Here is a 24,124-nt window from a genome sequence, read left to right on the forward strand (position 1 = left end):
AGAAAGCCGCCCCCTGGGGCGGTTTTTTTTATGGGTACAAATGCTTAACAAAGCGGTGGTGGCGGCCTAACATGGCGGGATGTTTTTCTAGACGGGACAACAGGATATGTCTGGGTTGAAAAAGGATCTCGGGCTCTGGCAGGGGATGGGGCTGCTCGCCACCTCCCTGCTCGGTACCGGGATCTTCGTGGTACCGGCCACCGCCGCCTCGCTGGCGGGAGGGGCGTCGCTGTGGGCCTGGTTGCTGCTGATTGCCCTGGTGCTGCCCATCGCCTTTACCTTCGCCCGCCTCGGGCGGCGTTATCCCCACGCGGGGGGCGCGCCCCATCTGATTGGCCTCGCCTTTGGCAACGGCGCCGAGCGCTTCTCCGCTTTCCTCTTTCTGGCGGTGCTGCCGGTGGGCCTGCCTGCCGCCCTCACCATCGCCGCCGGTTTCTGGCACGCCCTGTTCGACATGGGGGAGTGGACCCTCTGGGGCATCCAGCTGCTCACCCTGCTCGGGGTCTTTCTGCTGGGGCTGCGGGGAGCGCGCTCCTCCGGCAATCTGCAACTGCTGATCGCCCTGGCTATCCTGGGGCTCACCCTGCTCATCTGGTTCAAGGGGGATCTCAGCTGGCGCGATGCCGCCCAGCCTCTGCCAACGGCGAGCGAATGGCCCGCCATGGGCTCGGCGCTGGCGGTGATGTTCTGGTGTTTCGTGGGGCTCGAGGCCTTCGCCCACATGGGGGAGGAGTTCAAGCGGCCAGAGCGGGACTACCCCCTTGCCCTGCTGGGGGGCGTGCTGCTGGCGGGGCTCATCTACTGGGTGCACTCGCTGGTGGTGCTCAAATATGACCTCTACGGGGACGAGGCGACCAATGCCACCGCCATTCCGGCCCTGCTCTCCCTGCTGTTCGGCCCCACCGCCAAGTGGCTGGTGGCGGTGCTGGGCTATCTCTCCTGCTTCGCCAGCATCAACATCTACCTGCAAGGTTTTGCGCGCCTTATCTGGAGCATGGCGCGGGAGGGCAAACTGCCGGTCTCCCTCTCTCGCCTCTCGGCCCGGGGCGCTCCCCTGCATGCCCTTGCCTGGGTGCTCGCCATCTGTTTCGTCTCCATCACCCTGATCCTCTGGCTGCGTCTGCCCCTCGATGCGTTGATTCGCTACGCCAACGGCAACTTCGTGCTGGTCTATCTGCTCTGCATGGCGGCGGGCTGGCGCTTGTTGTCGGGGACCGGCAAGGGGCTGGCGGGCCTCAGCGTGCTGCTCTGTGCCCTGGTGCTGCTGGCCCTCGCCACCCAGGTGCTCTATGCCGTCGTGCTGAGCCTGGGGTATGGCGGCTTCTCCCTGTGGCGGCGCAGACGCCGCCGCTCGGCGTCCGATGACGGTGTCTGCGCCATCAAGTAACTCCCGAAAAAAAGCCCCGCAGTGCGGGGCTTGTTGTTGCGGGTCACAGGCTGGCGGGCAAGTCGCTGCGCAAGATGGCGTAGTGGCGCAGGGAGATGAAGCCATCCCCCTTGCGCTCGCACTCCCGCGCCGTTCCCTCGTAGTGAAAACCGGCCCGCTCCAGCAGGCGGGCGGAGGGGTGGTTGGGCTCCTCCACCACCGCCATAAGCCGGTGCAGGTCGGTGGTGCGGTAAGTGAGCGGGAGCCAGAGTTGCAGCGCCGCGCTCATTACCCCCTTGCCCCAGTGTTCGGGATAGAGCCAGTAGCCCAGCTCGGCACACCGGTGAGTCGGGTCGGCATCGTTGTAGCCGATGGCCCCCAGCGGTTCGCCCGTGTGCCGGTCGCGAATGAGGTGCCAGGCGCCACGGCCGGTGCGGGTCAGCTCGGCATACCAATCCATCTGTGCCCGGCATGCCGCCAGGCTGTCGTAGCTGACGCCGTAGTAGGCGACGACCCGGGGATCGGAGAGGCCGCGATAGATGTGAGGCAGGTCGGTGTCGGTGACGGGATCCAGCCTGATGTGGGGTGGTGCTGATGTCATGATGACTCCTTGCGGCCAGCCGTGGCTGGCCGCGTGTGTTGCGTAACAAGAGATGGATGATCCGGGCTGGCGTCAGGCAAACCCGAGCCGCTCGGCAAGGCGCGCCAGCTCGTCACGCCACTGCTGCTGCAGGCGCGGGGTCTGGTGCCTGGGCTTGCGGGCCAGATCGGCGACGAGCAGGGCATCGAGCTCATACCAGCGCGCCAGCAGCGCCTCTTCGTCATCCCCCGTGGCGGCCGAGGCCTGCGGGTCACCTGATCGAGCCGGGCTGCCCGCCTGCGGCAAGGGGGCATCGCCCAGGAGCTCGGCATAGGCCCGCTCGGCACTGTGAGCCTCCTGGATGCGCCCGTCCTGTATCAGCCAGAAGCGGTTGCAACTGCGCTCGATCAGCTCCCGGTCGTGGGAGACCAGCAGCACGCCCCCCGGGAAGGCGGCAATCGCCTCGGCCAGCTCCTCCTTGCCCGCCAGATCCAGGTGGTTGGTGGGTTCGTCGAGCCAGAGCATGTGGTGGCTGCCGAGGGACAGGGCGAGAAACAGCAACCGTGCCCGCTCGCCCCCGCTCAGGGTGTGCACCTGCTGGCCGTGGCGGGCATAGGGGAAGCCCGCCCGGATCAGCGCCTGTCGCCGCGTCACCTCAGGCAGAGGGGCCAGGGGGTACAGCGCGTCGCTCAGGGTGGCGTCGTCCGCCAGCTGCTGCAGGGACTGATCGTAATAGGCGATGCTGGCGCCGGGGTGGCAGTACCAGCCTGCCTGCAGGCTCTGCGCGGCCAGTTCGCGCCAGCACTGGCGCAGCAGGGAGGACTTGCCGGTGCCGTTGGCACCGAGCAGGGCGACCCTGTCTCCCGCCCGTAGCCAGAGCCCCTCGGCGCGCAGCAACGGCGGCAGTGCCGGTGCCGGCGATACGTCGAGGGCCTCCAGCCGCAGCAGGGTGTCGGCGGGCAGGCTCACTCCGCGCAGCTCGAGCCGCCAGGGGGCCAGCGCAGCCACCTGGCTCTGCTCCTCCTGCAGGCGGGCGATGCGCTTTTCCATGGACTTGGCCTGGCGCACCAGCTTCTCGTTGTCATGCTCCCGCCCCCAGATGGCGAGGCGCTTGCTGCTGGCGCTCAGGCGGTCTATCTCCTTTTGCTCGTCCGCCCGGCGCAGACGGGTCTGCTCATCCTCGGCAGCCAGCGCCGCCCTGGCCTGGCTGCAGGGCAGGGCGAAGCGGTGCAACTGGCCGTCTCGCAGGATCAGGGTCTGATCCGTGACGCTGTCCAGCAGGCGACCGTCGTGGGAGACCAGCACGAAGGCGCCGCGCCAGCCCAGCAGAAACTGCTCGAGCCAGAGCAAGGCGGGCAAGTCCAGGTGGTTGCTGGGCTCATCGAGCAGCAGCAGGTTGGGTTGGCGCAGCAGGGCGCGGCCTATCTGCAGCCGGCTGTGCTGGCCACCGCTCAGTGCACTGACCGGCAACGTGGCCTGGGCCTCCAGCTGCAGTTCGGCCAGCAGCTTGTCCACCTGCCATTCGGCGGCGGGGTCGTTGCCCAGGGCATCCAGCAGCACGGCGCGGGTGCTGAGGGTGGAAAGCCCGGCGGGCAGTTGCTGGGCCACGAACTCGCAGCGGCAGGCGGCGGCCTGCACGATCCGGCCGGCCTGGGGCGTGCGCTCGCCCGCCAGCAGCGCGAGCAATGTGCTCTTGCCGCAGCCGTTGGCGCCAATCAGGCCGAGTCGGTCGCCTGCGCGAATGCCGAGTTCGAGGTGATCAAATAAGGGTAGGTGCCCCGCACTCATCTGCAGGGAATGGGTACTCATCAGGGTTGTCATGCTCTTGCTCTCTTAAATCGCGGGATGGGAAATCCCTGTCATCAGGAGCGCTGGCGACAACGGCAGAGTCGAGAAAGGTCTCGGTATGGAAGGGAGTCGGCTTTGCTCGAACCCGCTATCGCAGCGCGATGGTATGCAGGCAAGAGCACTTGAATGTGCCGAACAGGCGAGCCGAGAACATCGGACACGCTTGGATAACCATTTTTTACCTCCTTGTGTTTCGTTATGGCAGGGTGCGGCGATTATAGGCACAGAAAAAAACAGTCGTCCATCCGCCCTGTGGGGGGCCGTGGGCACCGCATCGGGAGGCGCGGGGTAAAAAACGCCCCGTGATACGGGGCGTGGGGGTTGTCAGTCGCGGGGAGTCTTGAGGGCCTCAATCACATCGTCACTGGGGGCCAGTCCCTCCACGTGGTTGAAGCTCTCCAGCCCCTCCTGGGGATTGATGGTGAGGGCGTCGGCGCTCAGGTAGCTGCCGCTGCCGGCGCTCTCCACCACGACGATGACTTCAGGCTGCTTGTCGCCGTTGAGATCCAGCAACTTGATCTCCTTGATACTGCCATCGCGCGGCAGCACCTTGCCGTCGATGAACTGATCCAGCGGAAACTGCGGGTTGGCACCGGAGTAGAGGCGCACGTCGTAGCTGCCGGTGGAGGCGGGCTCGCCGCGCCCTTCGCTGACGGTCACCACCTGGCCGGAGGGGAGTGTCAGCTGTTTGAAGAAGCCGTCCGCCGCCTGGCTGGCGAGGGGCAGGGTGAGCAGGCCGAGAGTAAGGAATAAGGCTTTCATGAAGAGGACCCTTGTTGCTGCTTGTGTGTCTGTGACGGGCAGGGGACGCTTCCCTGCCACGTCGGAAGCGGGCAGGGGGCCGCTGGTCGGGCGCCCCCTGCCCGGGTTGTCATCACCATATCTTGACCCGTTTGGCCGGGTCCAGATAGAGCTTGTCGCCGGGCTGGATCTTGAACGCCTCGTAGAAGGCGGGGATGTTCGGTACCACGCCGTTGACCCGGTATTCCGGCGGCGAGTGGGGATCCGAGGCGAGCAGCATCTGCATCAGCTCGGGGCGATACATGCCCTTCCACACCTGGGCCCAGCCGAGGAAGAAGCGCTGCTCGCCGGTAAAACCGTCCAGCACCGGGGCCTCCTTGCCATCCAGGGAGAGCAGGTAGGCCTTGTGGGCGATGGTGAGGCCGCCGAGATCGCCGATGTTCTCCCCCAGGGTGAACTGGCCGTTGACGTACTGCCCCTTGATGGGCTCGAAGCGGTTGTACTGGGCCACCAGCCGGCTGGTGCGAAAGCGAAACTCCTTGAGATCCGCCGGCGTCCACCAGTCGCGCATCACGCCGTCACCGTCGGATTTGGCCCCCTGATCATCAAAACCGTGGCCCATCTCGTGGCCGATCACCCCGCCGATGGCGCCGTAGTTGACCGCATCGTCCGCCGTCATGTCGAAGAAGGGGGGCTGCAAAATGGCGGCCGGGAAGACGATCTCGTTGTTGCTCGGGTTGTAGTAGGCGTTCACCGTCTGGGGCGACATGTGCCACTCGTCCCGATCGACCGGCTTGCCGAGGCGAGCCAGGTTGTCGGCGTATTCGAAGGCGCGGGCCCGCTGCAGGTTGCCCACCAGATCGTCGGGGCGAATGGTGATGGCGCTGTAGTCCTTCCACTTGTCCGGGTAGCCGATCTTGGGTCTGAACTTGGCGAGCTTCTCGAGGGCCTGGGTCTTGGTGGCCGGGGACATCCAGTCCAGCTCCTGGATGCTCTGGCCGTAGGCGGTGCGCAGGTTCTCCACCAGCTGCTCCATACGGGCCTTGGCCGCTGGCGGGAAGTAGCGCTCGACATAGAGCTTGCCCACCGCCTCCCCCAGGTTGTTGTCCAGTACCCCGAGGGCCCGCTCCCAGGGGGCGCGCTGCTTGGGCGTGCCGCTAAGAGCGGTGCCGAAGAAGGCAAAATTCTGGGCATCGGTCTGGCTGTCGAGGTAGGGGGCGTAATCGGTGATGAGCTGCCACTTGAGGTAGGCCTGCCAGTCAGCGACCGGGGTCTGCTGCATCACCTCGTTCAGGGCCGAGAGGTAGGTGGGCTGGCCGATGACCAGGCTCTGTTGCCTCGCAAGGCCGGCCTGGGCCAGGTAGGTGTCCCAGTCGATGGCGGGGGCGAGGCGCCCCAGCTCGCTCACCGGTCCCTTGTTGTAGTTCTTCTCTCTGTCTCGCAGGGCCACGTTGTCCCACTGGATCTGGGCGAGCCTGGTCTCGAGGGCCAGGATGCGTTTCGCCTTGGCCTGGGCATCCGTCTCACCGAAGCGGGCCAGCATGGCGGCGATGTGCTGCTCGTACTTGTGCAGCAGCGCCTGGCTGCTGGGGTCGCGCTTGAGGTAGTAGTCCCGATCCGGCAGGCCGAGGCCGGCCTGGTAGAGGTAGACGGCATAGCTGTCAGGAGCCTTGGCGTCGGCGTCTATCCAGAAACCGAAGGGGGAGCCGCCACCGGTGCGGGCGCTCTGGGCGAAGGCGCGGGCGAGATCCTGCGGCGTGCTGATCTGCTCTATCTCGCTCAGCATCGGCAGCAGGGGCGTGGTGCCCTTGGCGTTGCGGGCGGCCTGATCCAGATAGCTCTGGTAGAGGTCGTGGATCTGCTGGGCAGGGGTGCCGGCGGCGGCCTTGCCATCCAGCCCCTCCACCAGCACCCGCACGTCCGCCAGGGATTTGTCCCGCAGCAGGTAGAAGGCGCCGTCGGCGGGCCTGTCATCGGGGATCTTGGCGGTGGCGAGCCAGTGGCCGTTCACGTAGCGGAAGAAGTCGTCACCAGGCTTGACGCTGGTGTCCATGTTGGCCAGCGCAAGGCCGGAGTGTTTGTCCGGTTGGCTCGGTGCCTGACTGCAACCGGCCAGCAGGGCCAGCCCGACGAGGGTGGCCAGGATGTGTTTCTTGTTGTTCATTATGGTTTTATTCCAATTCGGGTTATATGGCTTCCTTGCCCACGCAGGGAGCGATTCACTCTAGCAGCCGGGTTAGCGCTTGATAAGCCCGACTCTGCTAAGATCGGCCTGGTCGTATTGGGGAAGCCTATGATTTCTCGTATTTATTCTCGTTTTTGTCAGACCCTGCCCGCGCCGGAAGGTTCCCGCGGTCTGCTGGTGGCTTTCAGCGGCGGGCTCGACTCCACCGTCTTGCTGGTGCTGGCGGCCCGTTTTGCCTGCGCCCACGGCCTCGCCCTGAACGCCCTGCACGTTCATCACGGCCTGAGCCCACATGCCGACCACTGGGTGACTCACTGCGAAGGGGTGTGCCGGCAACTGGCGGTGCCCCTCATCGTGGAGCGGGTGCAGCTCTGTCGGGGCAACGGGGAGAGCCTGGAGGCCCAGGCGCGGGCGGTGCGTTATGAGCGACTCGCCGCCCACCTGGGGGAAGGGGAGTGGCTGCTCACCGCTCACCATCAGGACGATCAGCTGGAGACCCTGCTGCTGGCGCTCAAGCGGGGTGCTGGTCTGCGCGGACTGGCGGGCATGGTGGCGAGCCAGCCTTTTGCCGCAGGCCATCTGTTGCGCCCCTTGCTCGACATGAGCCGGGCCGAGCTGGCGGAAGCCGCGCAGTCACTTCCTTATGGCTGGGTTGAGGATGAGAGCAACGAGGACCCGAGCTATGACCGCAACTTCCTGCGCCAGCAGATCATCCCCCTGCTCAAGGACCGCTGGCCCGCCATGGCCCGGACGACGGCGCGCACCATGGCCCTGTGCGCCGAGCAGGAGGCGCTCATCAGCGAGCTGGCCGAGGCGGACTGGCAGGCGGTGGGTGAGGGAGAAGGGCTGCGCATTGACGGACTCCTCTCCCTCTCCCCCGTGCGGCGCAACAACCTGCTGCGCCACTGGATCCGCCGCCAGGGGGGGGAGATGCCCTCCCGCGAGCTGCTGGGCCTGCTGTGGCAGGAGGTGGCGCTGGCGCGCGATGACGCCAACCCCAGGCTGAGCCTGCAAGGGTTGGCGTGCCGCCGCTATCAGGGGCGCCTGTACCTGGTGGCGCCGGATCTCGCCCCCCGCGAGGAGGTGCTGCCCATCGGGATGGAAGAGACGCTCACCCTGCCGGACGGGCTCGGGCAGTTCAGGCTCTGGAGAACGGATGGCGAAGGGTTGCGGACACCGAGGGGGGACGAGCCGCTCTCGGTGCGTTTTCAGGTCGCCCCCGGCGTCATGCTGAAACCGGTGGGGCGGGTGGGCAGCCGGCGGCTCAAGAAGCTGCTGCAAGAGTACGGGGTGCCCTCCTGGCAGCGGGGGCGCATTCCCATCCTCTACTACGGTGAACAGGTGGCACTGGTGGCCGGGCTCTTTGTCTGCGACGGATTTCTGGCGCCAGAAGAGGGGGTGGCGTGGGAGTGGCGGTCCCCCGCCACCCCGGATGCGGATTGACATCGCAGAGTGACAGGGGGCCGGGAGGTGAAGGGTGATGCCCTATTCGGGCAGGCCGGAGCCCCCGGCTTTCTTGCGGGCGTAGAGATGGGTATCGGCCGTCTCGTAGAGGCGCTGCACATCCATGCCAGACTGCCAGCTGGCGGCTCCCAGGCTGCACCCCACCGAGAAGGCGCTGAGCTCCTTGTGGCTGTGGAGCACATGTTGCAACCGCAGCCAGACCGGGCGCCAGGCCTCGGGGTCCGCGGGTTGCAGCAGCAGGGCAAACTCGTCACCGCCGAGGCGAAACGCCTGATCCGTCCCGCGAATGCACCCCTGCAGCAACTGGGCGAAGCGGCTTAGCACCAGGTCGCCCACCGGGTGGCCCCAGGTGTCATTGACCTGCTTGAATCTGTCGAGATCCAGCAGCACCAGCACCAGGCCGTGGGGTTCCCGGCTGTGTTGCTCCACCGCCCGGCCGATGGCCTCATCGAAGTAGGCGCGATTGCCAAGCCCGGTCAGGTGGTCGAGCCGCACCTGCTGTTCCAGCCGATCCAGCCGCAGATAGAGGGGCAGGGGGAGACTGAACAGCTGATGATATTGCTCAAGCAACCGCCTCTGGCCGTCGCTCAGGGGGTGCTCCAGCTCGTAGTGCAACTGGCCGAGCAACTGCTCGTGTCGTCCCCGCAGCTCGAAGCGATAGGCATGCAGGGTCAGCCTGGCCTGGGGCGGGTGCGAGATGAGGGGGTGGGGCTGGCCACAGTCGAACTGGAGCGAGTGGATCCGGACAATGTTTGCCACCCGCTCGGCAAAGATTGCCAGCAGGGCGTCAAGATCCCGTTGCCCCAGCAACTGCTCTATCTGCTGATAGCGGTCCTGCCCGGTCAACGGCGCAAGCCGCTCCATCTGCTGTACCCACTGCTCTATGCCATGTCCGAAGCCGTTCAATGACGATGTGTTTTCCACGTTACAGCCCTTACACCTCTCCATTCATTGCTCAGGCTCTTGCAAGCCCTGTGCCTAAAATATGTCCGATGAAAAACAAGGGGGCTGGCTAGGCTTAACGGGATGAAACGGGAGGGGAAATCCCTGCCGCTGAGCGAGTGGCGTGCCATATGGGGAGCGGGCGCCGGGCAGATGAAGGAGAGGGATGGGTGTACGCCGATGTGTTGATCCTGCTGATCTTCGCCGTTGTGCTGGTGGCTATTTTCCGGCGCCTCGGCCAGCCGGTGATCCTTGCCTATCTGTTTGCCGGCATGCTGCTCGGCCCCCACGGCGTGGCCATCGTCACGGGTCAGGCCATGATGCAGACCATAGGGGAGCTTGGCATCGTGTTCCTGATGTTCTCCCTCGGGCTCGAGTTCTCCCTGCCGCGTCTGCTCGCCATGCGCAAGCTGGTGCTGGGGGTCGGCAGCCTGCAGGTGCTGCTCACCTCACTGCTGTTTTTCGGGCTCGGCTGGTGGTGGGGGCTGAGCCTGGCCCAGGCGCTGGTGGTGTCAGGCACCCTGGCGCTCTCCTCCACCGCCGTGGTGATCAAGCAGCTCGGCGAGCTCAAGCAGCTCCATACCCGGCGAGCCCAGCTCGGGGTGAGCGTGCTGCTGTTCCAGGATCTTGCCGTGGTGCCCCTGCTGGTGATGATCCCCATCCTGGCCCAGCCCGAGGTGCAGGGCAGCGCCCTGCTGGCGGAGGTCGCCTGGGCCTCCCTCAAGGGGTTGTTTGCGCTCTCCGTGCTGCTGGCGGTGGGGAAGTGGCTGCTGCCCATGCTGTTTTTCGAGGTGGCGCGCGCACGTTCAGATGAACTCTTCGTACTGAGTGCCCTGCTGGTGGCATTGCTGGCGGCCTCCCTGACCCAGTGGATGGGGCTCTCCATGGCGCTCGGTGCCTTTCTGGCGGGCATGATGCTGGGGGAGTCCCACTATCGTCATCAGCTCGAAGTGGACATCAAGCCGTTTCGCGACGTGTTGATGGGACTCTTCTTCATTACCATCGGCATGACCATGGACTGGGCGCTGGTGGCGGGCGCCTGGTGGCAGGTGCTGGCCTGTGTGACGGGGCTCATCCTGTGCAAGTCGCTGCTCATATTGCTGGCGGGCCGCCTGATGGGGGAGCGCAAGCGCGACGCCATGGCCGCTGGCATCATGTTGAGCCAGGTCGGGGAGTTCGGTTTTGTGCTGCTGGCGCTGGCGAGTCATCACGGCTTGCTGGATCACCAACTGGTCTCTCTGCTCATCGGCATCGGTGTCATCTCCATCGCCCTCACCCCCTGGCTGGTGTTGCGGGCGCTGGGACTTGCCCACTCCCTCACCGACAGTGCCCTGCTCTCTCGCGCCGAGGTGGCCCAGTCGGGCCTGAGCAAACACCAGCACGTCATCATCGCCGGGTTCGGACGCACCGGCCAAACCTGTGCCCGCTTTCTCAAGCTCGAAGAGATCCCCTTCCTGGCCCTGGATCTCGATCCCGAGCGGGTGAGCGAGGCGAAGCTCGCGGGGGAGCAGGTGGCGTTCGGCGATGCCAGCCGGCGCGACATCCTGCTGGCGGCCGGTCTGCTGCGGGCGCGGCTGGTGATCATCACCTTCGACGATCAAAAGCGGGTCGATGCCATGCTGACGCTGATCCGGGAGCTGGCGGGGGAGATCAAGGTGCTGGTGCGTACCCGGGATGACAGTTTCCTTGAACACTACAAGCAGGCCGGCGCCTTCGAGGTGATCCCCGAATCCCAGGAGGGAGCCCTGATGCTGGTCTCCCACCTGCTGCTCAACTGCGACATTCCCATCGGCCGGGTGATCCGGCGCATGGAGCACGAGCGCAGCAGCCAGTATCGCTTTTTGCACGGTTTCTACTGGGGCGGCAAGAGTGCGGGCAATCTGGAGACGGATCAACAGCTCGAGCGGCTGCATCCCGTACTGCTGCACGACCAGGCCTGGGCGGTGGGACACAGGGTACGGGATCTCGCCCTGGGAGAGGTGCGCATCAAGGCGATTCATCGCGGGGAGCGCAGCCTGGATCCCAGGCGCGAGCTGGTACTGGCGGCGGGAGATACCCTGGTGCTCTTCGGCACGGCCGTGGCCATGGAACAGGCCGAGCAGCGCCTGCTGGAGGGACGCTAGGATCTCCTTCCCATGGGATAAGGCCCCTCAGGCCTCTTCGCGAAATTGCTCCTGCCTCCCGCTGCCCGGCAGGTCGAGGAAGGCCTCGATGCGCTGGCGGTGATCCAGCGCGTCCTGGTATCCCAGCTTGATGAGCCGCTGGCAATAGCCGGGGTCAAACATCAGGAAGCTGGCCAGGCTGCTGCTCTCTTCGCCGTTGACCCCGAGCACTCGCAGCAGACGGCGCAGTTGGGTCGGCAACCGTGGGAGGTATTCGAGGGCGATGAGGTCGAGATCCTGGCTGGGGCGGATCACGCAGGTCTCCACCTGGCGCAGTTTCAGTCGACTGCGCTCCCGTGCCGGAATGAGGGAAAGGGTCTGGTTGATGCGCCCGAGCCGCTCCAGATCCGAATTAAGGGTGTCGGAGAAGACGGTGTTGAGCAGATGGCTCGCGATGTTGGAGCTGGTCAGGTGCCCCTGGCGGGGAGTCGGGTTCTCCCTGTGAGGGGAGTCCAGGGTCACCAGCAGGATCCGCTCCGCCCCCAGGTGGATGGCGGGGCTGAGCGGGCTCAACTGGTGGATGGAGCCATCCCCGTAGACGCGATCGCCGATGGAGGTGGCGGGAAAGACAAAGGGCAGCGCCGACGAGGCCAGCAGATGATCCGAGGTGAGCAGGGTACGCAGGCCACGTCGTCTGGCGCGCTCCCAGGGCTGATGTTCGGCCCGCCCCTGGAAGAAGGTGGTGGAGAGGCCGTCATCGTAGTCGGAGGCCGTGATGGCGATGGCCTCCAGGCTGCCGTAGAGGATGTTGTCATCGATGCGGTGATAGTCGATGAGCTGATCCAGCAGACGGCGCAGGGGGGCGTTGTCAAACAGGTGAAAGGCTCGGTTGCTCTGGGGGGTGATGAGGCCGGCCGAGCCCTGATAGAGGGTGCGCCACAGCAGTTGGCAAGGGTGGAAGTCGAAGATGTGGTGGGTCTCGAATCGTCGCCAGACCCACTCCAGCTTGCGCACCCCCAGATGGAAACAGGAGGCGTAGCACGCCAGCGCCGTGATGTTGAGAGCCCCCGCCGAGGTGCCGCACAAAATGGGGAAAGGGATGCCGATGTTGCGGGGGTAGAGTTCGGCCACCGCCTTGAGTACGCCGACCTGATAGGCGGCGCGGGCACCACCACCAGTCAGCAGAAGAGCAGTATTGGGTCTGGCCATGAGGGTGCGCCTTATCGTGATCGCCAGGGCGGGTTGCCACCGCGCAATTCAACTATAAGACGTTGTATACCGGATAAAAATGGGCCGCACGCTCAATTTTTGCGGCCCGTTTCATTTTCAGTTTGCCAAGGGCGTCTGGCTCAGTTGATCGAAGGCGGCGAAGGCAGGAGGGCTTGCCAGAATACGGCCATGGCCGAGCCCCCGGGTGCTGACCAGTCGGGTTCTGCCATCCTGGGCCGCGCGCAGGGAGTCCCGGTGGGGGGCGAAGCGGTCTTCCTCATCGTGAACGATGAGGGCGGCGCCGCTGCGCCGGGCGAGCCGGCCAAGGGGGTCAACCGTGCTGAGCGGGTGCTGGTATTCGTGTTCTATCTCCTTGACCACCGCATCGAACAGCCGGATGGAGTAGCCGGAGCGCGCCACCATGCCGTAGAGCTGGGGCACGTAGTCGAGTACCGGGGAGATGAGCAGCAGCGGCAGCGCATCGATTGCCGGGTGACGGCTGCTGAGGGTGACAGCACCCCCCATGCTGTGGGTGATGACGCCCTGGACGGGGCCGACGCGCTCGAGGATCTCGTCGAAAGCGCGCACGAAGCGGGGCAGGTGACCCCTGTTCCCTTCGCTCCGGCCGTGGGCGGGGTGATCGTAGGCGAGCGCCGTATAGCCCTGGGCGGCGATGTGGCTCATCAGCGGATAGAACTGGCTGGCACTGCCTGACCAGCCGTGCATCAGCAGCCAGACCGGCCCCTGCCCGAGCCGGTAGCTCATCAGGGTCCCTTCACTGGTGTGGATGGCCTGCTCGACCAGGCCAGCCGGGGCTGTGACGCCCCGGGTCGCCCGCTGCGGGGTGAGCAGCAGCTTGCTGGCGGTGCGCTTGGCGTGGGTGGGCGCGAGCACGTGATGCAGGCGGGTGCCGAGGCCCAGCAGCAACTTGCTTGGGCTGAAGCGGCGTGTGTTGAAGTAGATCTTGCTGCTCATGGTCATCCTGTGTCTTTTGTGTGCGAACGATCGTGCTTTTTTGCGAGTTTTTAAAAAGAAGAGCCCGTCGGGTCAGCGCCAGCTGGTCAGCAATTGTTCCACCTCGGGCCAGAAGTGGCGGGCCGGATCCTCGCTGAGCGCCAGGGCATGGAACACCTGATCCCCGAGATAGAGGCCATAGAGGCGATAGACGGCGCGCCAGGGATCGAGATCGCTGCGCCACTCCCCGCTGGCCTGCCCCTGCACTACCTGGCGTGCCAGGTAGTCGAGCCAGAAACGGACCAGCTCGCGTGCCGCCTGCTGGACCTCACCCTCCTGGGCGGAGGTCCAGGCATCGAGGAACATGCAGCGGCCGGCAAAACTCTGGTTCCAGGCCAGCCAGGCCTGCAACAGGGCGAGCAGTTTCTCCTGCTGGGTGGCGTACCCCTGTTGGCGCACCGGCTGGATCACCCGCTCCCGAAATACCTCGGCGGAATGGGTGAGCACGGCGATTTGGAGGTTGTCGCGGGACTGGAAGTGGGCGAACAGACCGCTTTTTGACATCTCGCAGGCCGTTGCGAGGGAGCCTATGGTGAGGCTCTCCAGCCCCTGCTGGCTCGCCTGCTCGAATGCAGTCTGCAAAATGGTGTCGCGGGTCAGACGTCCCTTGCTCATCCGGCTCTCCTCTCTCTGGGTTGGCAGCATAAAGTACGACCGTGCTAATTGTCGAGCCGCAAATGGTGCAGGGAGGTCGTTTCCGGCTGCCGCGGGGGGCAAGAGAGTCTTCTGGGAGGCGGGGGTGGCTGGCTCGATACAAGCCAGCCGGGGACGAGCTCAGTCGTCCTTGATGCCCATTTGCTGCAGGGCGATGACTGCCTGGGTGCGGTGCTTGACCCCAAGTTTGCGGAAGGCGGAGTGATATGGGCTCTGATGGTGGCAAGGGGTTCAACTGTCCTTGATATCCATCTGCTGGAGGGCGATGACCGCCTGGGTGGGGTTTTTGACCCCAAGTTTGCGGAAGGCGGAGTGATATGGGCTCTGATGATGGCAAGGGGCTCAACTGTCCTTTATATCCATCTGCTGGAGGGCGATGACTGCCTGGGTGCGGTTCTTGACCCCTAGTTTGCGGAAAATCGCGGTGATATGGGCCTTGATGGTCGCCTCGGAGACGTTGAGCTCCCAGGCGATCTGTTTGTTGAGGCTGCCATCCCGCAACATGATGAGCACCTTGTATTGCTGGGGGGTGAGGCTGGCCAGCTTGGTGGCGAAATCGGGCCCTTCGGTGGGCTCGGGATGGAGGGAGATGCCTTCCGGCACCCAGTTGTCCCCCCCGATCACCGTATTGAGGGCGCTGACCAGCTCTTTCATGGGGACGGACTTGGGAATGAAGCCGAGCGCGCCCAGGCGCAGCACCTGCTGGATGATGGCGGGATCCTCGGAGGCCGAGACCACGACGATGGGGAGATCCGGGTGATGTCCGCGCAGATAGGCCAGCCCCTCGAAGCCGTTGGCCCCCGGCATCTTGAGATCCAGCAGCAGCAGGTCGACGTCGGGATGTTCATCGAGCAGGTGGCTCAGGCTGTCGATGGAGTCAGCCTCCAGCAATCTGGCGTCGTCGATGGCCATGTGCACCGCTTGATAGAGGGCGCCCCGAAACAGGGGGTGGTCATCTGCGATGACGATGGTAAATTGGCTGTCCATAGCTCACATTGTTGCTAACTGATTGTTTTGAAAAATCAAACTAGCACTGCTACCCAAGTGGGTCAAACCCGCCAGTACGCAAATGTGAGGTGGTCATCGGATGTCGTGCCACGGGGCCGGCGGGATGGCCAGTAAACAACCCATGCAGGAGGCAATCGATGGGATCCCTGGTTTTGACGGTGGGCACGGGCTCCACCTGGGCAATGAGAACGGCGCTGGTGCTGGCCATGAGCGGGCTCAAGTGGCAGGAGCAGGTCTTCGATCTGGAAGATGCCAAGGAGCTGCAACGGCTCAAGCGCACGGCCCCCGCCGGCCTGGTGCCCTGGCTCGACGACGGTGAGCTGCGTATTCACGACTCTCTGGCCATCGCCGAATATCTCCACGAGTGCTGCCCGGAGCGCCACCTTTATCCGGTGGACAAGGCCGAACGGGCCCTGGCCCGCAGCCTGTGCGCCGAGCTGCACGCCGGTTTTCGCCAGATCCGCACCCTGCTGCCCTTCTTCCTGGGGGCGCCCACCCAGAGTGAACCGCCGGTGGAGGTCATCGACGAGCTGGCCCGGTTGCAGACCCTCTGGTCCCAGGCGCGGGGGCCCTTCTATTTCGACGAGGCGAGCATTCTGGATGCCTTCTATGCGGTGATGGCCTATCGGCTGGCAAGCTATGGCATTTCGCTGCCCGGTCAGGCTGGCTCCTATCAGCAGGCCTTGCTGGCCTGGCCCCTGTGGCAGGAAACCCTGCTCAGGGCGAGGTTGCAGTGGCCAAAGGCGGCCCGCCAGTCTGATTGATGCGGGCGTCGGCAAGACAAAAGGGGGAGCAATCGGCTCCCCCTTTTTATTCAGGCCAGGTCGCTATTTCTGCCGACCCGCGAAGACCACGACCACTTTGTCTTCTCCTTTCTCCCGCACGAAGCCGTAGGGGGCATCGGAAATCTTCTTGTGGCTGCCCGCCGCGATGGCAGGGTGGGCGGCACGGAACTGGCCGAGCCGTTGCCAGTGCTTGACCAGCTCCGCCTTCTCGCCACTCGCCAGCTCCTGCCAGTTCATGTCCGAGCGCACGCTCTGATCGAACACGCCGCCATCCTTGGCCAGTCCCCGGCCGGACTCGTCGCCATAGTAGATCTGGATGCCCCCCGGCAGCAGCATGAAGCTGTTGGCCACCCGCCGTTGCAGCGCCACGTCCTGGTAGTCGCCGAAGAAGAGCTTGGTGTCGTGGGAGCTGATGTAGCTCAGCACGTTGAACTCGGGATCCTGGTTGATGCGGCTGGCGTAGCTCGCATAGGTGGGCTCTGCCCCCGCCATGCACTGGGCCTGGGGCAGGGCGAATTCACGCTGGTAGTCGAAGTTGATCAGGGAATCGAAGCCGTGCTGGTACCAGAAGTCCTTGGCGACCCCGTGATCCCACACCTCGCCCACCATGTAGAAGGGAAGGTCATCGAGGGCCTTGCCCGGGTTGGCGGCCTTCCACTCCTTGAGCGCGTCGGTGCCCGCCTGCTTGAGCTTGGCCCAGACCGCGGGCTCCAGGTGTTTGACGGTGTCGGCACGGAAGCCGTCGATGCCGAAGCGGCGCACCCAGTCGGTGTGCCAGGCAATGAGGTAATCGCTCACGGTGGCGTTGGGCAGGGCCTTGGCCCTGGTGTCTTTTTTGGCAGCGAGCAGCGGTGGCAGCCCCACCGATCTGGTGGATTCGGTCAGGAAGTCCGGCAGTCCCGCCACCGAGCCGGTGACGTCGTCGGTGCCGGGTTGCGGGTAGCCGGGCAGGCCGGCCCGCACCCAGTCAGGGCCCCACCACTTGTCCCAGTGGGATGACTGGTAGTCGATGAACTGGTTGTAGCCATGCCAGTTGAGGCCGCCGCTCGGGCGCCATTCGTTCCAGCGACTCGGCAGTTTGCCGGTGTTCTGGGTGAGATCGGTGAGCCCCAGATCCTGCAAGTCGGCGAGGGTGGCGTAGCCTGCGTGGTTCATCACCACGTCGAGGATGATCCGCATGCCGCGCTTGTGGGCCTCGTCCACCAGGGTTTTCAGGCTCTCTTCGTCGCCGTAGTTGGGATCTATCTTGGTGAAGTCGAGCGCCCAGTAGCCGTGGTAGGCGTAGAAGGGGAAGTTCCCCTGTTCGCCACCGCCGATGAAGCCGTGGACCTGTTCCACCATGGGGGTGATCCAGATGGCGTTGATGCCGAGTTGCTTGATGTAGTCGAGCTTCTCGGTCAGCCCCTTGAAGTCACCGCCATGCCAGGTGGCCACTTCGTCCTGACCATCCTTCTGACGACCGAAGCTGTGATCATTGGCGGGATCGCCGTTGTGGAAGCGGTCGGTCAGCAGAAAATAGACGCTCGCCTGATCCCAGCTAAAGGGAGCAGGCTTGGCGGCCTTGACCGGCTCGAGCAGCAGCAGGCCGCCGCTCTCCTTGCTCGGTGTCAGGGTGATCTTGCCGCCCTTGACCACGGCTTCCTGTCCCGAGTAGGCATCCCGCAACCGGGTGCCGTCGGGCCAGACTCCCTTGAGTGATGTCGTGACCGGGCCGCCATCCCAGCTGATGCAGGGCTCTTCCGGAGGCTGGCGTTTGAACTCGCTCTTTTTGGTTGCCCGCAACACCTTGAGGCTGGGGGTATCGGGGTTGAAGGTGAACTCGTAGTCCCCCGCCAGCATCACCCTCAGATGGAAGTCTGTCCCCTTGTTGCACTTGTCCATGGGCTGGGCGGTGCCGAAGGGAAGGGGCCTGGCCTCGGTTGGCCCGAAGCTGGTGCCGCAGCTGTTGCCCGCATCGCTGATGCGGATCTGGTGGCTCCCCTTGTCCAGTCTGTGGGTCAGGGTGACGGTGCCCTTGTCCAGCGTCAGCGCCTCGGCCACCGGTTTGCCATCCACATGGAGATAGACCTCGGGGGCGGCCATCGCCTGACCGATGAACAGCGGTGTGGCGAGCACGGCCAGCCACAGGGGTGATGGGCGAAGAGCGGGGCGCGAAGAGAGACGCATAAGCCATTCCTTGAGCAGAGTGTGAGGAGCAGGGTCCGTTGAGGCACTCATTCTAGGGCGCGCTGGGGCAGGCTTGGACCGGTAAAATACCGATTTGTGACGTCAGTTCAAATGGTTACGTTTTCAAGAATGGAAAAGTGTGAACCGGGTGTCGCGGCCATGAAAAAAGCCGGTCAGTTGACCGGCTTGTAGGCATTCGGGGTGGCGTCACACGGTGAAGAACTTGAAGTTGACGAAGGCCACCGCGATGAAGGAGGCAACCATGCCGCTGATGCAGAGCACCGCAGGGCGGATGGCAGGCCAGCGATGGGCCAGCAGCACGATGGCCAGCAGAGTCGGATAGAGGCCGAACATGTAGCGGGGCATGGCGTTGAGACCGGTCATCAGGGGGATGGTGCAGCAGATGAACATCAGGGTCGCTTCGGCCCAGCGTTTCTGGCTGAACAGGTAGCCATTCAGGCACCAGCCGAAGATCACCATGATGGAGAGATAGGCCTTGCGCCCCCCCAGCTCGAAGCCGCTCAGCCACCAGTCCAGGGGGCTGTCCATATAGCGGCCCCAGGCCACCTGGATGTGCTTGAAGGCCAGGGCATCCCCGGTGAGGTGATAGAGATAGACCATGTAGGAGAAGAGGCCGAGGGGAATGAGCCAGAGGGTGAACACCACCTTGAAGGCGCGCTCGGTGAAGCGGAAGAACTCGCGCCAGCCGTAGGCCTGCAGGGCCAGGATCAGCACCGGGAACACCATCATCACCCCCAGGTTGCGGGTGGCGGAGATGAAGATGCCGAGGAAGGCGACCATGAGCCACTGTTCGCGGTAGGCGAACAGGAACATTCCCAGCATCAAGGCCATGAACATGGGCTCGGTATAGCCGGAGACGAAATAGGCGGAGAAGGGGGAGAAGGCCAGCAGCCAGACCCCGAAGCGGGCGGTGTCGTCCCCCAGCTTGAGCTGGCGCAGCACCAGCAGCATCAGGGGCAGGCTGATGAAGAAGGCGATGTTGGCTACCAGCATCAGGCCGATGAGGCTCTCCATGTCAAACAGGCTGGAGAGACCGCCGGCCAGCATGGGATAGAGTGGCATGAAGGCCCAGTTCGCCGCATTGCCCTTGCTCAACCAGCGTGGATAGAGGTCGTAACCATTCTCGATGATGCGCTGGAACCAGACGCAGTCGAACTGGCAGTAGGCTTGCAGCGGCCCGATGTCGGTGGCGCCATAGAGCTGGACGCCGAAATAGCCCATGCCATAGAGCGCCACCCGGCTCAGTACGAAGGCGGCGACGATCATCAGCCAGTCGCGGCCGCTGATGCGCAGTGACGGGCGATAGGGGAGTGCAGCCCCGGTTGACGGGGCGGTATTGGTCATATCATTCATCAGGCAAAAACCCAGATACGGGAGAGAACGTAGGTGAGCACGGTGACGGTCAGGGTAGCGATCACCACCGGCAACAGGCCGGAGAGACCGGCAAACAGCAAACCGCTCAGGATGAGATTACGCACCGCCAGAGAGAAGAGGGCAACCAGCAGGAACTTGCTGGCGGCACCTTGTTTCTGGAAGGTGATGTAGCGATGGCCGAAGAACGAGAACCAGAACGCTACGGCAAAGGCCAGGGTCGTGACCAGGTGCTCGGAGATGGCCGGCCAGGTATGAAACAGGGCGATGGAGGTGCCCAGATCGACGAGGGTGGCCCCCCCGCCGACAAAACCGAAGCGAACCAGCCGCCAGAATTCCTCGCGGGAGATCATTGAGACGCCTGCTCCTGCTGATCATCAGCGGCTTTCGCGGCTGCCTTCTTGCCAGTGCTCTTCTTGCTGGTGGTGGGCACTTCCTGCTTCTGCTCTTCATCCTGCTTGGCGTACTGTCCGTAGACCCCTTCGATGAGGTAGACGGGGCGCTGTTTCACCTCGACGAACATGCGGCCGATGTACTCGCCGATGATGCCCAGCGACAGCAGTTGGATGCCGCCGAGGAACAGCATGACCGACATCAGGGAGGCGTAACCGGGCACGTCGATGCCGAAGAAGAGCACCTGGGTGATGATCTTGAGGATATAGAGGAAGGCGATGAAGGAGACTCCGACCCCGATGTAGCTCCACACCCGCAGCGGCCAGCTGGAGAAGCTCATCAGGCCGTCAAGGGCGAAGTTCCACAGCTTCCAGTAGTTGAACTTGGTTTCGCCGGCATGGCGGGCCGGGCGCTCGTAGGGAACGCCGACGGCGCGAAAACCGGCCCAGGCGAACAGCCCCTTCATGAAGCGGTTGCGCTCCGGCAACTGCTTGATGGCCTCGACCACCTTGCGATCGATGAGGCGGAAGTCACCGGCGTTCTCCGGCAGCTTGGTGCTGGTGGAGAGGGCGTTGAAGAAGCGGTAGAAGCCACCGGCGGTGAGGCGTTTCATCGGGGTATCGGCGCTGCGATCCACCCGGATGCCGTAGACGGTGTCATAGTCGCCGGTCTGCCACAGCTTGACGAACTCCAGAATGAGAGAGGGGGGATCCTGCAGGTCCACGTCCATGGGGACGATGGCATCGCCCTTGGCCTGGTGCAGGCCGGCGGTCATGGCCGATTCCTTGCCGAAGTTGCGGGCCAGGTTGACCAGGGTCACACGGGGATCCCGGGCGATGGCCTGCTCGACCACCTCACGGGTGCGGTCACGGCTGCCATCGTTGACGAACACGATTTCAAGCTGGTCTTTGAGCGGGGCCAGTTCGGTATCTATCGCGCTGATGAAGGCGTCTATGCTCTCTTCCTCGTTGTAAACGGGAACGACCAGAGAGAGTCGAAAATCGGCACGGGACATGGGAACTTCCTTATTGAAAGAATTATTTTACGGAACAGATGCTTGGGGCATTCCGCTTCACTGAGCCACGGTCAGTCGCACGGACTGGACGTTGAGCGGTGTCGGGGCGGAGAGCGCCAGGAAGTTGGGACGCTTGGGATCGGCGGTCAGGGAGTCGCCCGGCAGGCTGAGGCGGATCTCGTTAATGCCCGCCTTGGCCAGCTTGACCGTGGTGGTGAAATCATGACCCAGCGCCACCTTGAGCAGGGCACCAGCCTGGGGGCTGTTGATCCTGGCCTGGATGGTGAGCTGCTCCGGCTGGGCCTGCTGCTTGGGCAGCACGAAATAGAGACCGCCCTGACCGCTCAGCTCGGTGCCTTGCTCGCTGGGCTTCTTGGCCCAGCCTTCGCTTGAGAGGAAGCGGCTCGGCTTGGTCAGGTTGAGTTCGTTGCCGGGCTGGTAGGTCATGCTGGAGTTGTGCTCCCAGAAACGGGTCTTGCCTTCCAGGTAATAGAGCTTGTAAGCCAGGCTCACGTTGGGGTGAGCGGCCAGATAGAGGGTATAAAGGTAGAAACCGCTCAGTGCCAGGATGGCAGCCAGAAAACCGAACTTTTTGTAGGTCATATTACTCACTCGACGCCCGACAGATTGATAGGCAGATTTCGCGCATATGCTAATCCAATTGCAAAAAAAGCATAGTGGATCACAAAAATATATTTGCTCACATATTAACCCTCAATCACCCTGCTTACCAAGGGGCTTTGGGGTCGTTTGCTTCCTCTTCTTGATTGTGGCTTTCTCGGCGCCAACCTGTCTGCCGCCACCTGGGGCGCATCAGGCAAACGGCTGATATTGTGCTTTGTTGTGGCAGGATCTGTCGCCATTTCACCCGGGCAGAATTAAGATGGCCTGTCCCGTCGTCAAGGATGACCCATGAGACTCTTCTCTCTCTGTGTGCTCTGCTGTCTGCCCCTCCAACCGTTGTGGGCGCAATCGTTCTGCTCCTCCCCCCTTCGCGTCGGTTTCGATGACTGGCCCCCATACCACTATTACCAGCAAGAGGGTGCACGTCGGGAACTGCGTGGATTTGCGGTCGACTATCTCAATGCCGTGTCGAATCGGCTGGGTTGTCGTCTGGTCTATGTGGAGCGTCCCTGGAAGCGGGGGTTGCACGATCTTGAGCGGGGTCGGCTGGACATCGTGATGGAGGCGTATTTTGCTGATGAGAGGGCGCGTTATGCCTGGTTCTCCATCCCCTACAACCCGGGCCGGACATCGCTCTGGGTACGCAAATCCGGTACCGGTGAGGAGTCGGATCTGGCGAGCTGGCTGGCCCACGGGCATCGCCTCGGTGTGACCAGGGACTACTATTACGGCCCGGAAATTACCAAGGTTCTGCAGCGATACCGCAACCAGGTGAGCGAGGTCAACGATGTGCAAAACTATCGCAAGCTGTTGCTTGGGCGGATAGACGGTTTTCTCGGGGATAGTCTGGCCACGCCCTGGGGTCTGAAGAGAGAGGGTCTGTCGGATGCGGTCGTCCCCCACACCATGGCGATCCATGAGACGCCCACCTTTTTCATGTTGAGCAAGAAGACCCTGTCCGGGGAATTCGTAGCGCGGTTCAACGAGGCGATAGTGGCCGTCGGCGACAGCGGGGAGCAGGAACTCATCTGGCGTCGTTACACCTCCGTCCGCTAGCAAAGTCGCCAGCATTCACGCATCATGGGGTCCTGACCGTCGCGCCTGACAGGCCGAAATGAACCGATTTGAGGCAAGCGTGGTAAGAAGCATGGGTAAGAAGTATTGGTTGGCATTGGCGAATCTCATCTGGCTGGGCTGCTGGCCGGCCAGCATGGTTCATGCCAGCACGGAACAGGCGGTAGTGGCCAGTCCCAGCATTCAGCATGACTGGTATCAGAACGAGGTGGCCGAGCAGGCTCGTCATGAGCTTGAACAGCAGTTGCAGGAAGCGGTGCTGGCCCAGCTGCATCCGGATTTCTACCGCCTCTGGCAGCAGTTGCAAAAGACCCCGGCGGATCGACGCGGTGCCCTCTACGATGAGGCCTTTGGCAAGCTGGCCCGGTTCCAGCAGGCCTGGCGAGGGATGGATCTGGTCGCGCGCGAACAGATGCAGACCCTCAAGCTGGATCTGAACCGCCCCCTGGCCCATGCCCCCCAGGGAGACAATCTGCTGGAGCAGGTCAGGCAACTCAGGCCACAGGTGGAGGAATACGACGCCGTGCGCGAAGAAGTGCGCAAGCTGCTGGCCATGCCCATGGCCAAGCACTGGCCCACCCTCTCCATGCCGACCCTGCGGGCCGGGGAGAGCTCGACCGAGCTCGGCCAGATCCGCTCCATCCTGAACGAACTGGGGGACAGTGCCCCGACTCACCAGGACAGCCTCTACGATCCCGAGACCGAACAGGCCATCAAGCAGTTCCAGCGCCGCCACGGCCTGACCGCCGACGGCATCATCGGCCGTCAGACCCGCAGCTGGCTCAATACCGGCCCCGAGGTGCGCGCCAGCCTGCTGGTACGCAACCTGTGGCGCCGTGATCTGGTGGATCACCTTGCCGGTCGCTATGTGCTGGTCAACATTCCGGACTACCGCCTGAGCGTGGTGGAGTCTGGCAGCGAGGTCTTCACCAGTCGGGTCATCGTCGGCAAGGAGCAGCGGGCCACCCCCATCCTCGCCAGCGAGATCCGCTCCATCGTGCTGAACCCGGCCTGGCACGTGCCGCGCTCCATCCTGAGCAAGGACATTCTGCCCAAGCTCGGGCGCGATCCTGCCTACCTGGATCGTGAACAGTTCGAGGTGATCGACGGCGAGGGCAATCCGGTGCAGTTCAGCGAAGATGGCTGGCACCATGCGCTGGCCTCCGGTTTCCCTTACCGGTTGCGGCAAAAGCCGGGGGATCACAATGCCCTGGGTCGCTACAAGTTCTATCTGCCCAACAACGATGCCATCTATCTCCACTCCACCCCGCGCAAGGCGCTGTTCGAGCAGGGGGCCCGTGCCTTCAGCTCGGGTTGCATCCGGGTGGAACACGCCGACGATCTGGCAGAGCTGCTGCTGGCGGACTCCCGCTATCAGCCGGACAAGGTGGCCAGCATCCTGAAAGAGACCCAGACCAAGTGGCTGCCCCTGAGCAACCCTATCCCGGTGTTTACCGTCTACTGGAGCAGCTGGATTGATGAAGAGGGACGTCAGCAACTGCGCAACGATATCTACGGATTCGACAGAGTCAGCTATCAAAGCCGCTTGCTGTGATCCTCGC

The 24,124-nt window shown here is 63.9% G+C and carries 20 protein-coding genes and 1 pseudogene; 6 read left to right on the forward strand and 15 right to left on the reverse strand.

Annotated features, from left to right (window positions below):
- Positions 1-106: 106 nt before the first annotated feature.
- Positions 107-1,387: an L-methionine/branched-chain amino acid transporter gene (gene yjeH, locus ACB037_RS04760; protein WP_371174958.1), complete on the forward strand. Its 1,281-nt coding sequence runs from the start codon at positions 107-109 to the stop codon at positions 1,385-1,387.
- 43 nt (positions 1,388-1,430) lie between these two features.
- Here yjeH and ACB037_RS04765 read toward each other — a convergent pair whose 3' ends face one another.
- The 4 genes from ACB037_RS04765 to ACB037_RS04780 all read right to left on the reverse strand — a co-directional run bounded on the left by ACB037_RS04765 (position 1,431) and on the right by ACB037_RS04780 (position 6,699).
- A complete protein-coding gene (locus ACB037_RS04765) occupies positions 1,431-1,967 on the reverse strand; it encodes a GNAT family N-acetyltransferase (protein ID WP_039039439.1) in 537 nt (178 codons plus the stop codon).
- Between the two features lie 72 nt (positions 1,968-2,039).
- Positions 2,040-3,767: an ABC-F family ATP-binding cassette domain-containing protein gene (locus ACB037_RS04770; RefSeq protein WP_371174959.1), complete on the reverse strand. Its 1,728-nt coding sequence runs from the start codon at positions 3,765-3,767 to the stop codon at positions 2,040-2,042.
- Positions 3,768-4,118: 351 nt separating this feature from the next.
- A complete protein-coding gene (locus ACB037_RS04775) occupies positions 4,119-4,556 on the reverse strand; it encodes a PliI family lysozyme inhibitor of I-type lysozyme (RefSeq protein WP_010673427.1) in 438 nt (145 codons plus the stop codon).
- A 112-nt stretch (positions 4,557-4,668) separates the two neighbouring features.
- Positions 4,669-6,699 carry a M13 family metallopeptidase gene (locus tag ACB037_RS04780; RefSeq protein WP_371174960.1) on the reverse strand — a complete coding sequence of 677 codons (2,031 nt, stop codon included), beginning with the start codon at positions 6,697-6,699 and terminating at the stop codon, positions 4,669-4,671.
- 129 nt (positions 6,700-6,828) lie between these two features.
- Here ACB037_RS04780 and tilS point away from each other — a divergent pair, with 129 nt between their 5' ends.
- Complete coding sequence (gene tilS / locus ACB037_RS04785; protein WP_371174961.1) at positions 6,829-8,163, forward strand: tRNA lysidine(34) synthetase TilS; 1,335 nt, start codon at positions 6,829-6,831, stop codon at positions 8,161-8,163.
- A gap of 42 nt (positions 8,164-8,205) precedes the next feature.
- Here tilS and ACB037_RS04790 read toward each other — a convergent pair whose 3' ends face one another.
- A complete protein-coding gene (locus ACB037_RS04790; protein WP_039039444.1) occupies positions 8,206-9,132 on the reverse strand; it encodes a GGDEF domain-containing protein in 927 nt (308 codons plus the stop codon).
- A 164-nt stretch (positions 9,133-9,296) separates the two neighbouring features.
- On the opposite strand from ACB037_RS04790, the gene ACB037_RS04795 reads away from it, so the two are divergent.
- Positions 9,297-11,249 carry a monovalent cation:proton antiporter family protein gene (locus ACB037_RS04795; protein WP_164882937.1) on the forward strand — a complete coding sequence of 651 codons (1,953 nt, stop codon included), beginning with the start codon at positions 9,297-9,299 and terminating at the stop codon, positions 11,247-11,249.
- A gap of 27 nt (positions 11,250-11,276) precedes the next feature.
- On the opposite strand, the gene ACB037_RS04800 is transcribed toward ACB037_RS04795, so the two are convergent.
- From ACB037_RS04800 to ACB037_RS04820, 5 genes and pseudogenes are all read right to left on the reverse strand, one after another.
- A complete protein-coding gene (locus ACB037_RS04800; protein ID WP_288212477.1) occupies positions 11,277-12,437 on the reverse strand; it encodes a patatin-like phospholipase family protein in 1,161 nt (386 codons plus the stop codon).
- Positions 12,438-12,554: 117 nt separating this feature from the next.
- Positions 12,555-13,412 (reverse strand): alpha/beta fold hydrolase, encoded by an 858-nt coding sequence (locus ACB037_RS04805; protein WP_324035794.1) that lies wholly within the window; start codon positions 13,410-13,412, stop codon positions 12,555-12,557.
- A gap of 72 nt (positions 13,413-13,484) precedes the next feature.
- Entirely contained in the window at positions 13,485-14,066 is a 582-nt protein-coding gene (locus ACB037_RS04810) for a TetR/AcrR family transcriptional regulator (RefSeq protein ID WP_201888666.1), read from the reverse strand.
- Positions 14,067-14,225: 159 nt separating this feature from the next.
- A pseudogene (locus ACB037_RS04815) lies at positions 14,226-14,300 on the reverse strand (DNA-binding response regulator); the annotation flags it as partial.
- A 147-nt stretch (positions 14,301-14,447) separates the two neighbouring features.
- On the reverse strand, positions 14,448-15,092 hold the full coding sequence (locus tag ACB037_RS04820; protein ID WP_319885689.1) for a response regulator transcription factor: 645 nt from the start codon (positions 15,090-15,092) through the stop codon (positions 14,448-14,450).
- Positions 15,093-15,250: 158 nt separating this feature from the next.
- Between ACB037_RS04820 and ACB037_RS04825 the strand changes: the two genes are divergently transcribed.
- Positions 15,251-15,877 carry a glutathione S-transferase gene (locus ACB037_RS04825; protein ID WP_214005284.1) on the forward strand — a complete coding sequence of 209 codons (627 nt, stop codon included), beginning with the start codon at positions 15,251-15,253 and terminating at the stop codon, positions 15,875-15,877.
- Between the two features lie 63 nt (positions 15,878-15,940).
- Here ACB037_RS04825 and ACB037_RS04830 read toward each other — a convergent pair whose 3' ends face one another.
- From ACB037_RS04830 to ACB037_RS04850, 5 genes are all read right to left on the reverse strand, one after another.
- Positions 15,941-18,064 (reverse strand): alpha-amylase, encoded by a 2,124-nt coding sequence (locus ACB037_RS04830; protein ID WP_371174962.1) that lies wholly within the window; start codon positions 18,062-18,064, stop codon positions 15,941-15,943.
- Between the two features lie 207 nt (positions 18,065-18,271).
- Positions 18,272-19,438 (reverse strand): membrane protein, encoded by a 1,167-nt coding sequence (locus ACB037_RS04835; RefSeq protein ID WP_029313951.1) that lies wholly within the window; start codon positions 19,436-19,438, stop codon positions 18,272-18,274.
- The gene (locus tag ACB037_RS04840) at positions 19,438-19,809 is read right to left on the reverse strand and encodes a GtrA family protein (RefSeq protein WP_010673439.1); all 372 of its coding nucleotides are present in this window, start codon (positions 19,807-19,809) and stop codon (positions 19,438-19,440) included. Before ACB037_RS04840 ends, ACB037_RS04835 begins: the two co-directional genes overlap by 1 nt.
- On the reverse strand, positions 19,806-20,864 hold the full coding sequence (locus tag ACB037_RS04845; RefSeq protein ID WP_371174963.1) for a glycosyltransferase family 2 protein: 1,059 nt from the start codon (positions 20,862-20,864) through the stop codon (positions 19,806-19,808). The genes ACB037_RS04840 and ACB037_RS04845 overlap by 4 nt, the downstream gene beginning before the upstream one ends.
- Before the next feature lie 57 nt (positions 20,865-20,921).
- Positions 20,922-21,467, reverse strand: a complete 546-nt coding sequence (locus ACB037_RS04850) for a hypothetical protein (protein ID WP_010673441.1) — start codon at positions 21,465-21,467, stop codon at positions 20,922-20,924.
- 309 nt (positions 21,468-21,776) lie between these two features.
- Between ACB037_RS04850 and ACB037_RS04855 the strand changes: the two genes are divergently transcribed.
- Positions 21,777-22,544 carry an ABC transporter substrate-binding protein gene (locus ACB037_RS04855; RefSeq protein ID WP_069651724.1) on the forward strand — a complete coding sequence of 256 codons (768 nt, stop codon included), beginning with the start codon at positions 21,777-21,779 and terminating at the stop codon, positions 22,542-22,544.
- Positions 22,545-22,635: 91 nt separating this feature from the next.
- Entirely contained in the window at positions 22,636-24,117 is a 1,482-nt protein-coding gene (locus tag ACB037_RS04860) for a murein L,D-transpeptidase (RefSeq protein ID WP_371174964.1), read from the forward strand.
- The last annotated feature ends 7 nt before the right edge of the window (positions 24,118-24,124 follow it).

The organism is Aeromonas sp. S19(2024), assembly GCF_041402625.1.
GTDB lineage: Bacteria > Pseudomonadota > Gammaproteobacteria > Enterobacterales > Aeromonadaceae > Aeromonas > Aeromonas caviae.

Bases quoted from the DNA above. Each gene is read 5' to 3' on its own strand.
- ACB037_RS04770 (WP_371174959.1), bottom strand. From the start codon at position 3,767: ATGACAACCCTGATGAGTACCCATTCCCTGCAGATGAGTGCGGGGCAC.
- ACB037_RS04810 (WP_201888666.1), bottom strand. From the start codon at position 14,066: ATGAGCAAGGGACGTCTGACCCGCGACACCATTTTGCAGACTGCATTC.
- ACB037_RS04825 (WP_214005284.1), top strand. From the start codon at position 15,251: ATGGGATCCCTGGTTTTGACGGTGGGCACGGGCTCCACCTGGGCAATG.
- tilS (WP_371174961.1), top strand. From the start codon at position 6,829: ATGATTTCTCGTATTTATTCTCGTTTTTGTCAGACCCTGCCCGCGCCG.
- ACB037_RS04860 (WP_371174964.1), top strand. From the start codon at position 22,636: ATGGGTAAGAAGTATTGGTTGGCATTGGCGAATCTCATCTGGCTGGGC.
- ACB037_RS04855 (WP_069651724.1), top strand. From the start codon at position 21,777: ATGAGACTCTTCTCTCTCTGTGTGCTCTGCTGTCTGCCCCTCCAACCG.
- ACB037_RS04790 (WP_039039444.1), bottom strand. From the start codon at position 9,132: ATGGAGAGGTGTAAGGGCTGTAACGTGGAAAACACATCGTCATTGAAC.
- ACB037_RS04805 (WP_324035794.1), bottom strand. From the start codon at position 13,412: ATGAGCAGCAAGATCTACTTCAACACACGCCGCTTCAGCCCAAGCAAG.
- ACB037_RS04800 (WP_288212477.1), bottom strand. From the start codon at position 12,437: ATGGCCAGACCCAATACTGCTCTTCTGCTGACTGGTGGTGGTGCCCGC.
- ACB037_RS04850 (WP_010673441.1), bottom strand. From the start codon at position 21,467: ATGACCTACAAAAAGTTCGGTTTTCTGGCTGCCATCCTGGCACTGAGC.
- ACB037_RS04830 (WP_371174962.1), bottom strand. From the start codon at position 18,064: ATGCGTCTCTCTTCGCGCCCCGCTCTTCGCCCATCACCCCTGTGGCTG.
- ACB037_RS04775 (WP_010673427.1), bottom strand. From the start codon at position 4,556: ATGAAAGCCTTATTCCTTACTCTCGGCCTGCTCACCCTGCCCCTCGCC.
- ACB037_RS04845 (WP_371174963.1), bottom strand. From the start codon at position 20,864: ATGTCCCGTGCCGATTTTCGACTCTCTCTGGTCGTTCCCGTTTACAAC.
- ACB037_RS04765 (WP_039039439.1), bottom strand. From the start codon at position 1,967: ATGACATCAGCACCACCCCACATCAGGCTGGATCCCGTCACCGACACC.
- yjeH (WP_371174958.1), top strand. From the start codon at position 107: ATGTCTGGGTTGAAAAAGGATCTCGGGCTCTGGCAGGGGATGGGGCTG.
- ACB037_RS04780 (WP_371174960.1), bottom strand. From the start codon at position 6,699: ATGAACAACAAGAAACACATCCTGGCCACCCTCGTCGGGCTGGCCCTG.
- ACB037_RS04835 (WP_029313951.1), bottom strand. From the start codon at position 19,438: ATGAATGATATGACCAATACCGCCCCGTCAACCGGGGCTGCACTCCCC.
- ACB037_RS04820 (WP_319885689.1), bottom strand. From the start codon at position 15,092: ATGGACAGCCAATTTACCATCGTCATCGCAGATGACCACCCCCTGTTT.
- ACB037_RS04840 (WP_010673439.1), bottom strand. From the start codon at position 19,809: ATGATCTCCCGCGAGGAATTCTGGCGGCTGGTTCGCTTCGGTTTTGTC.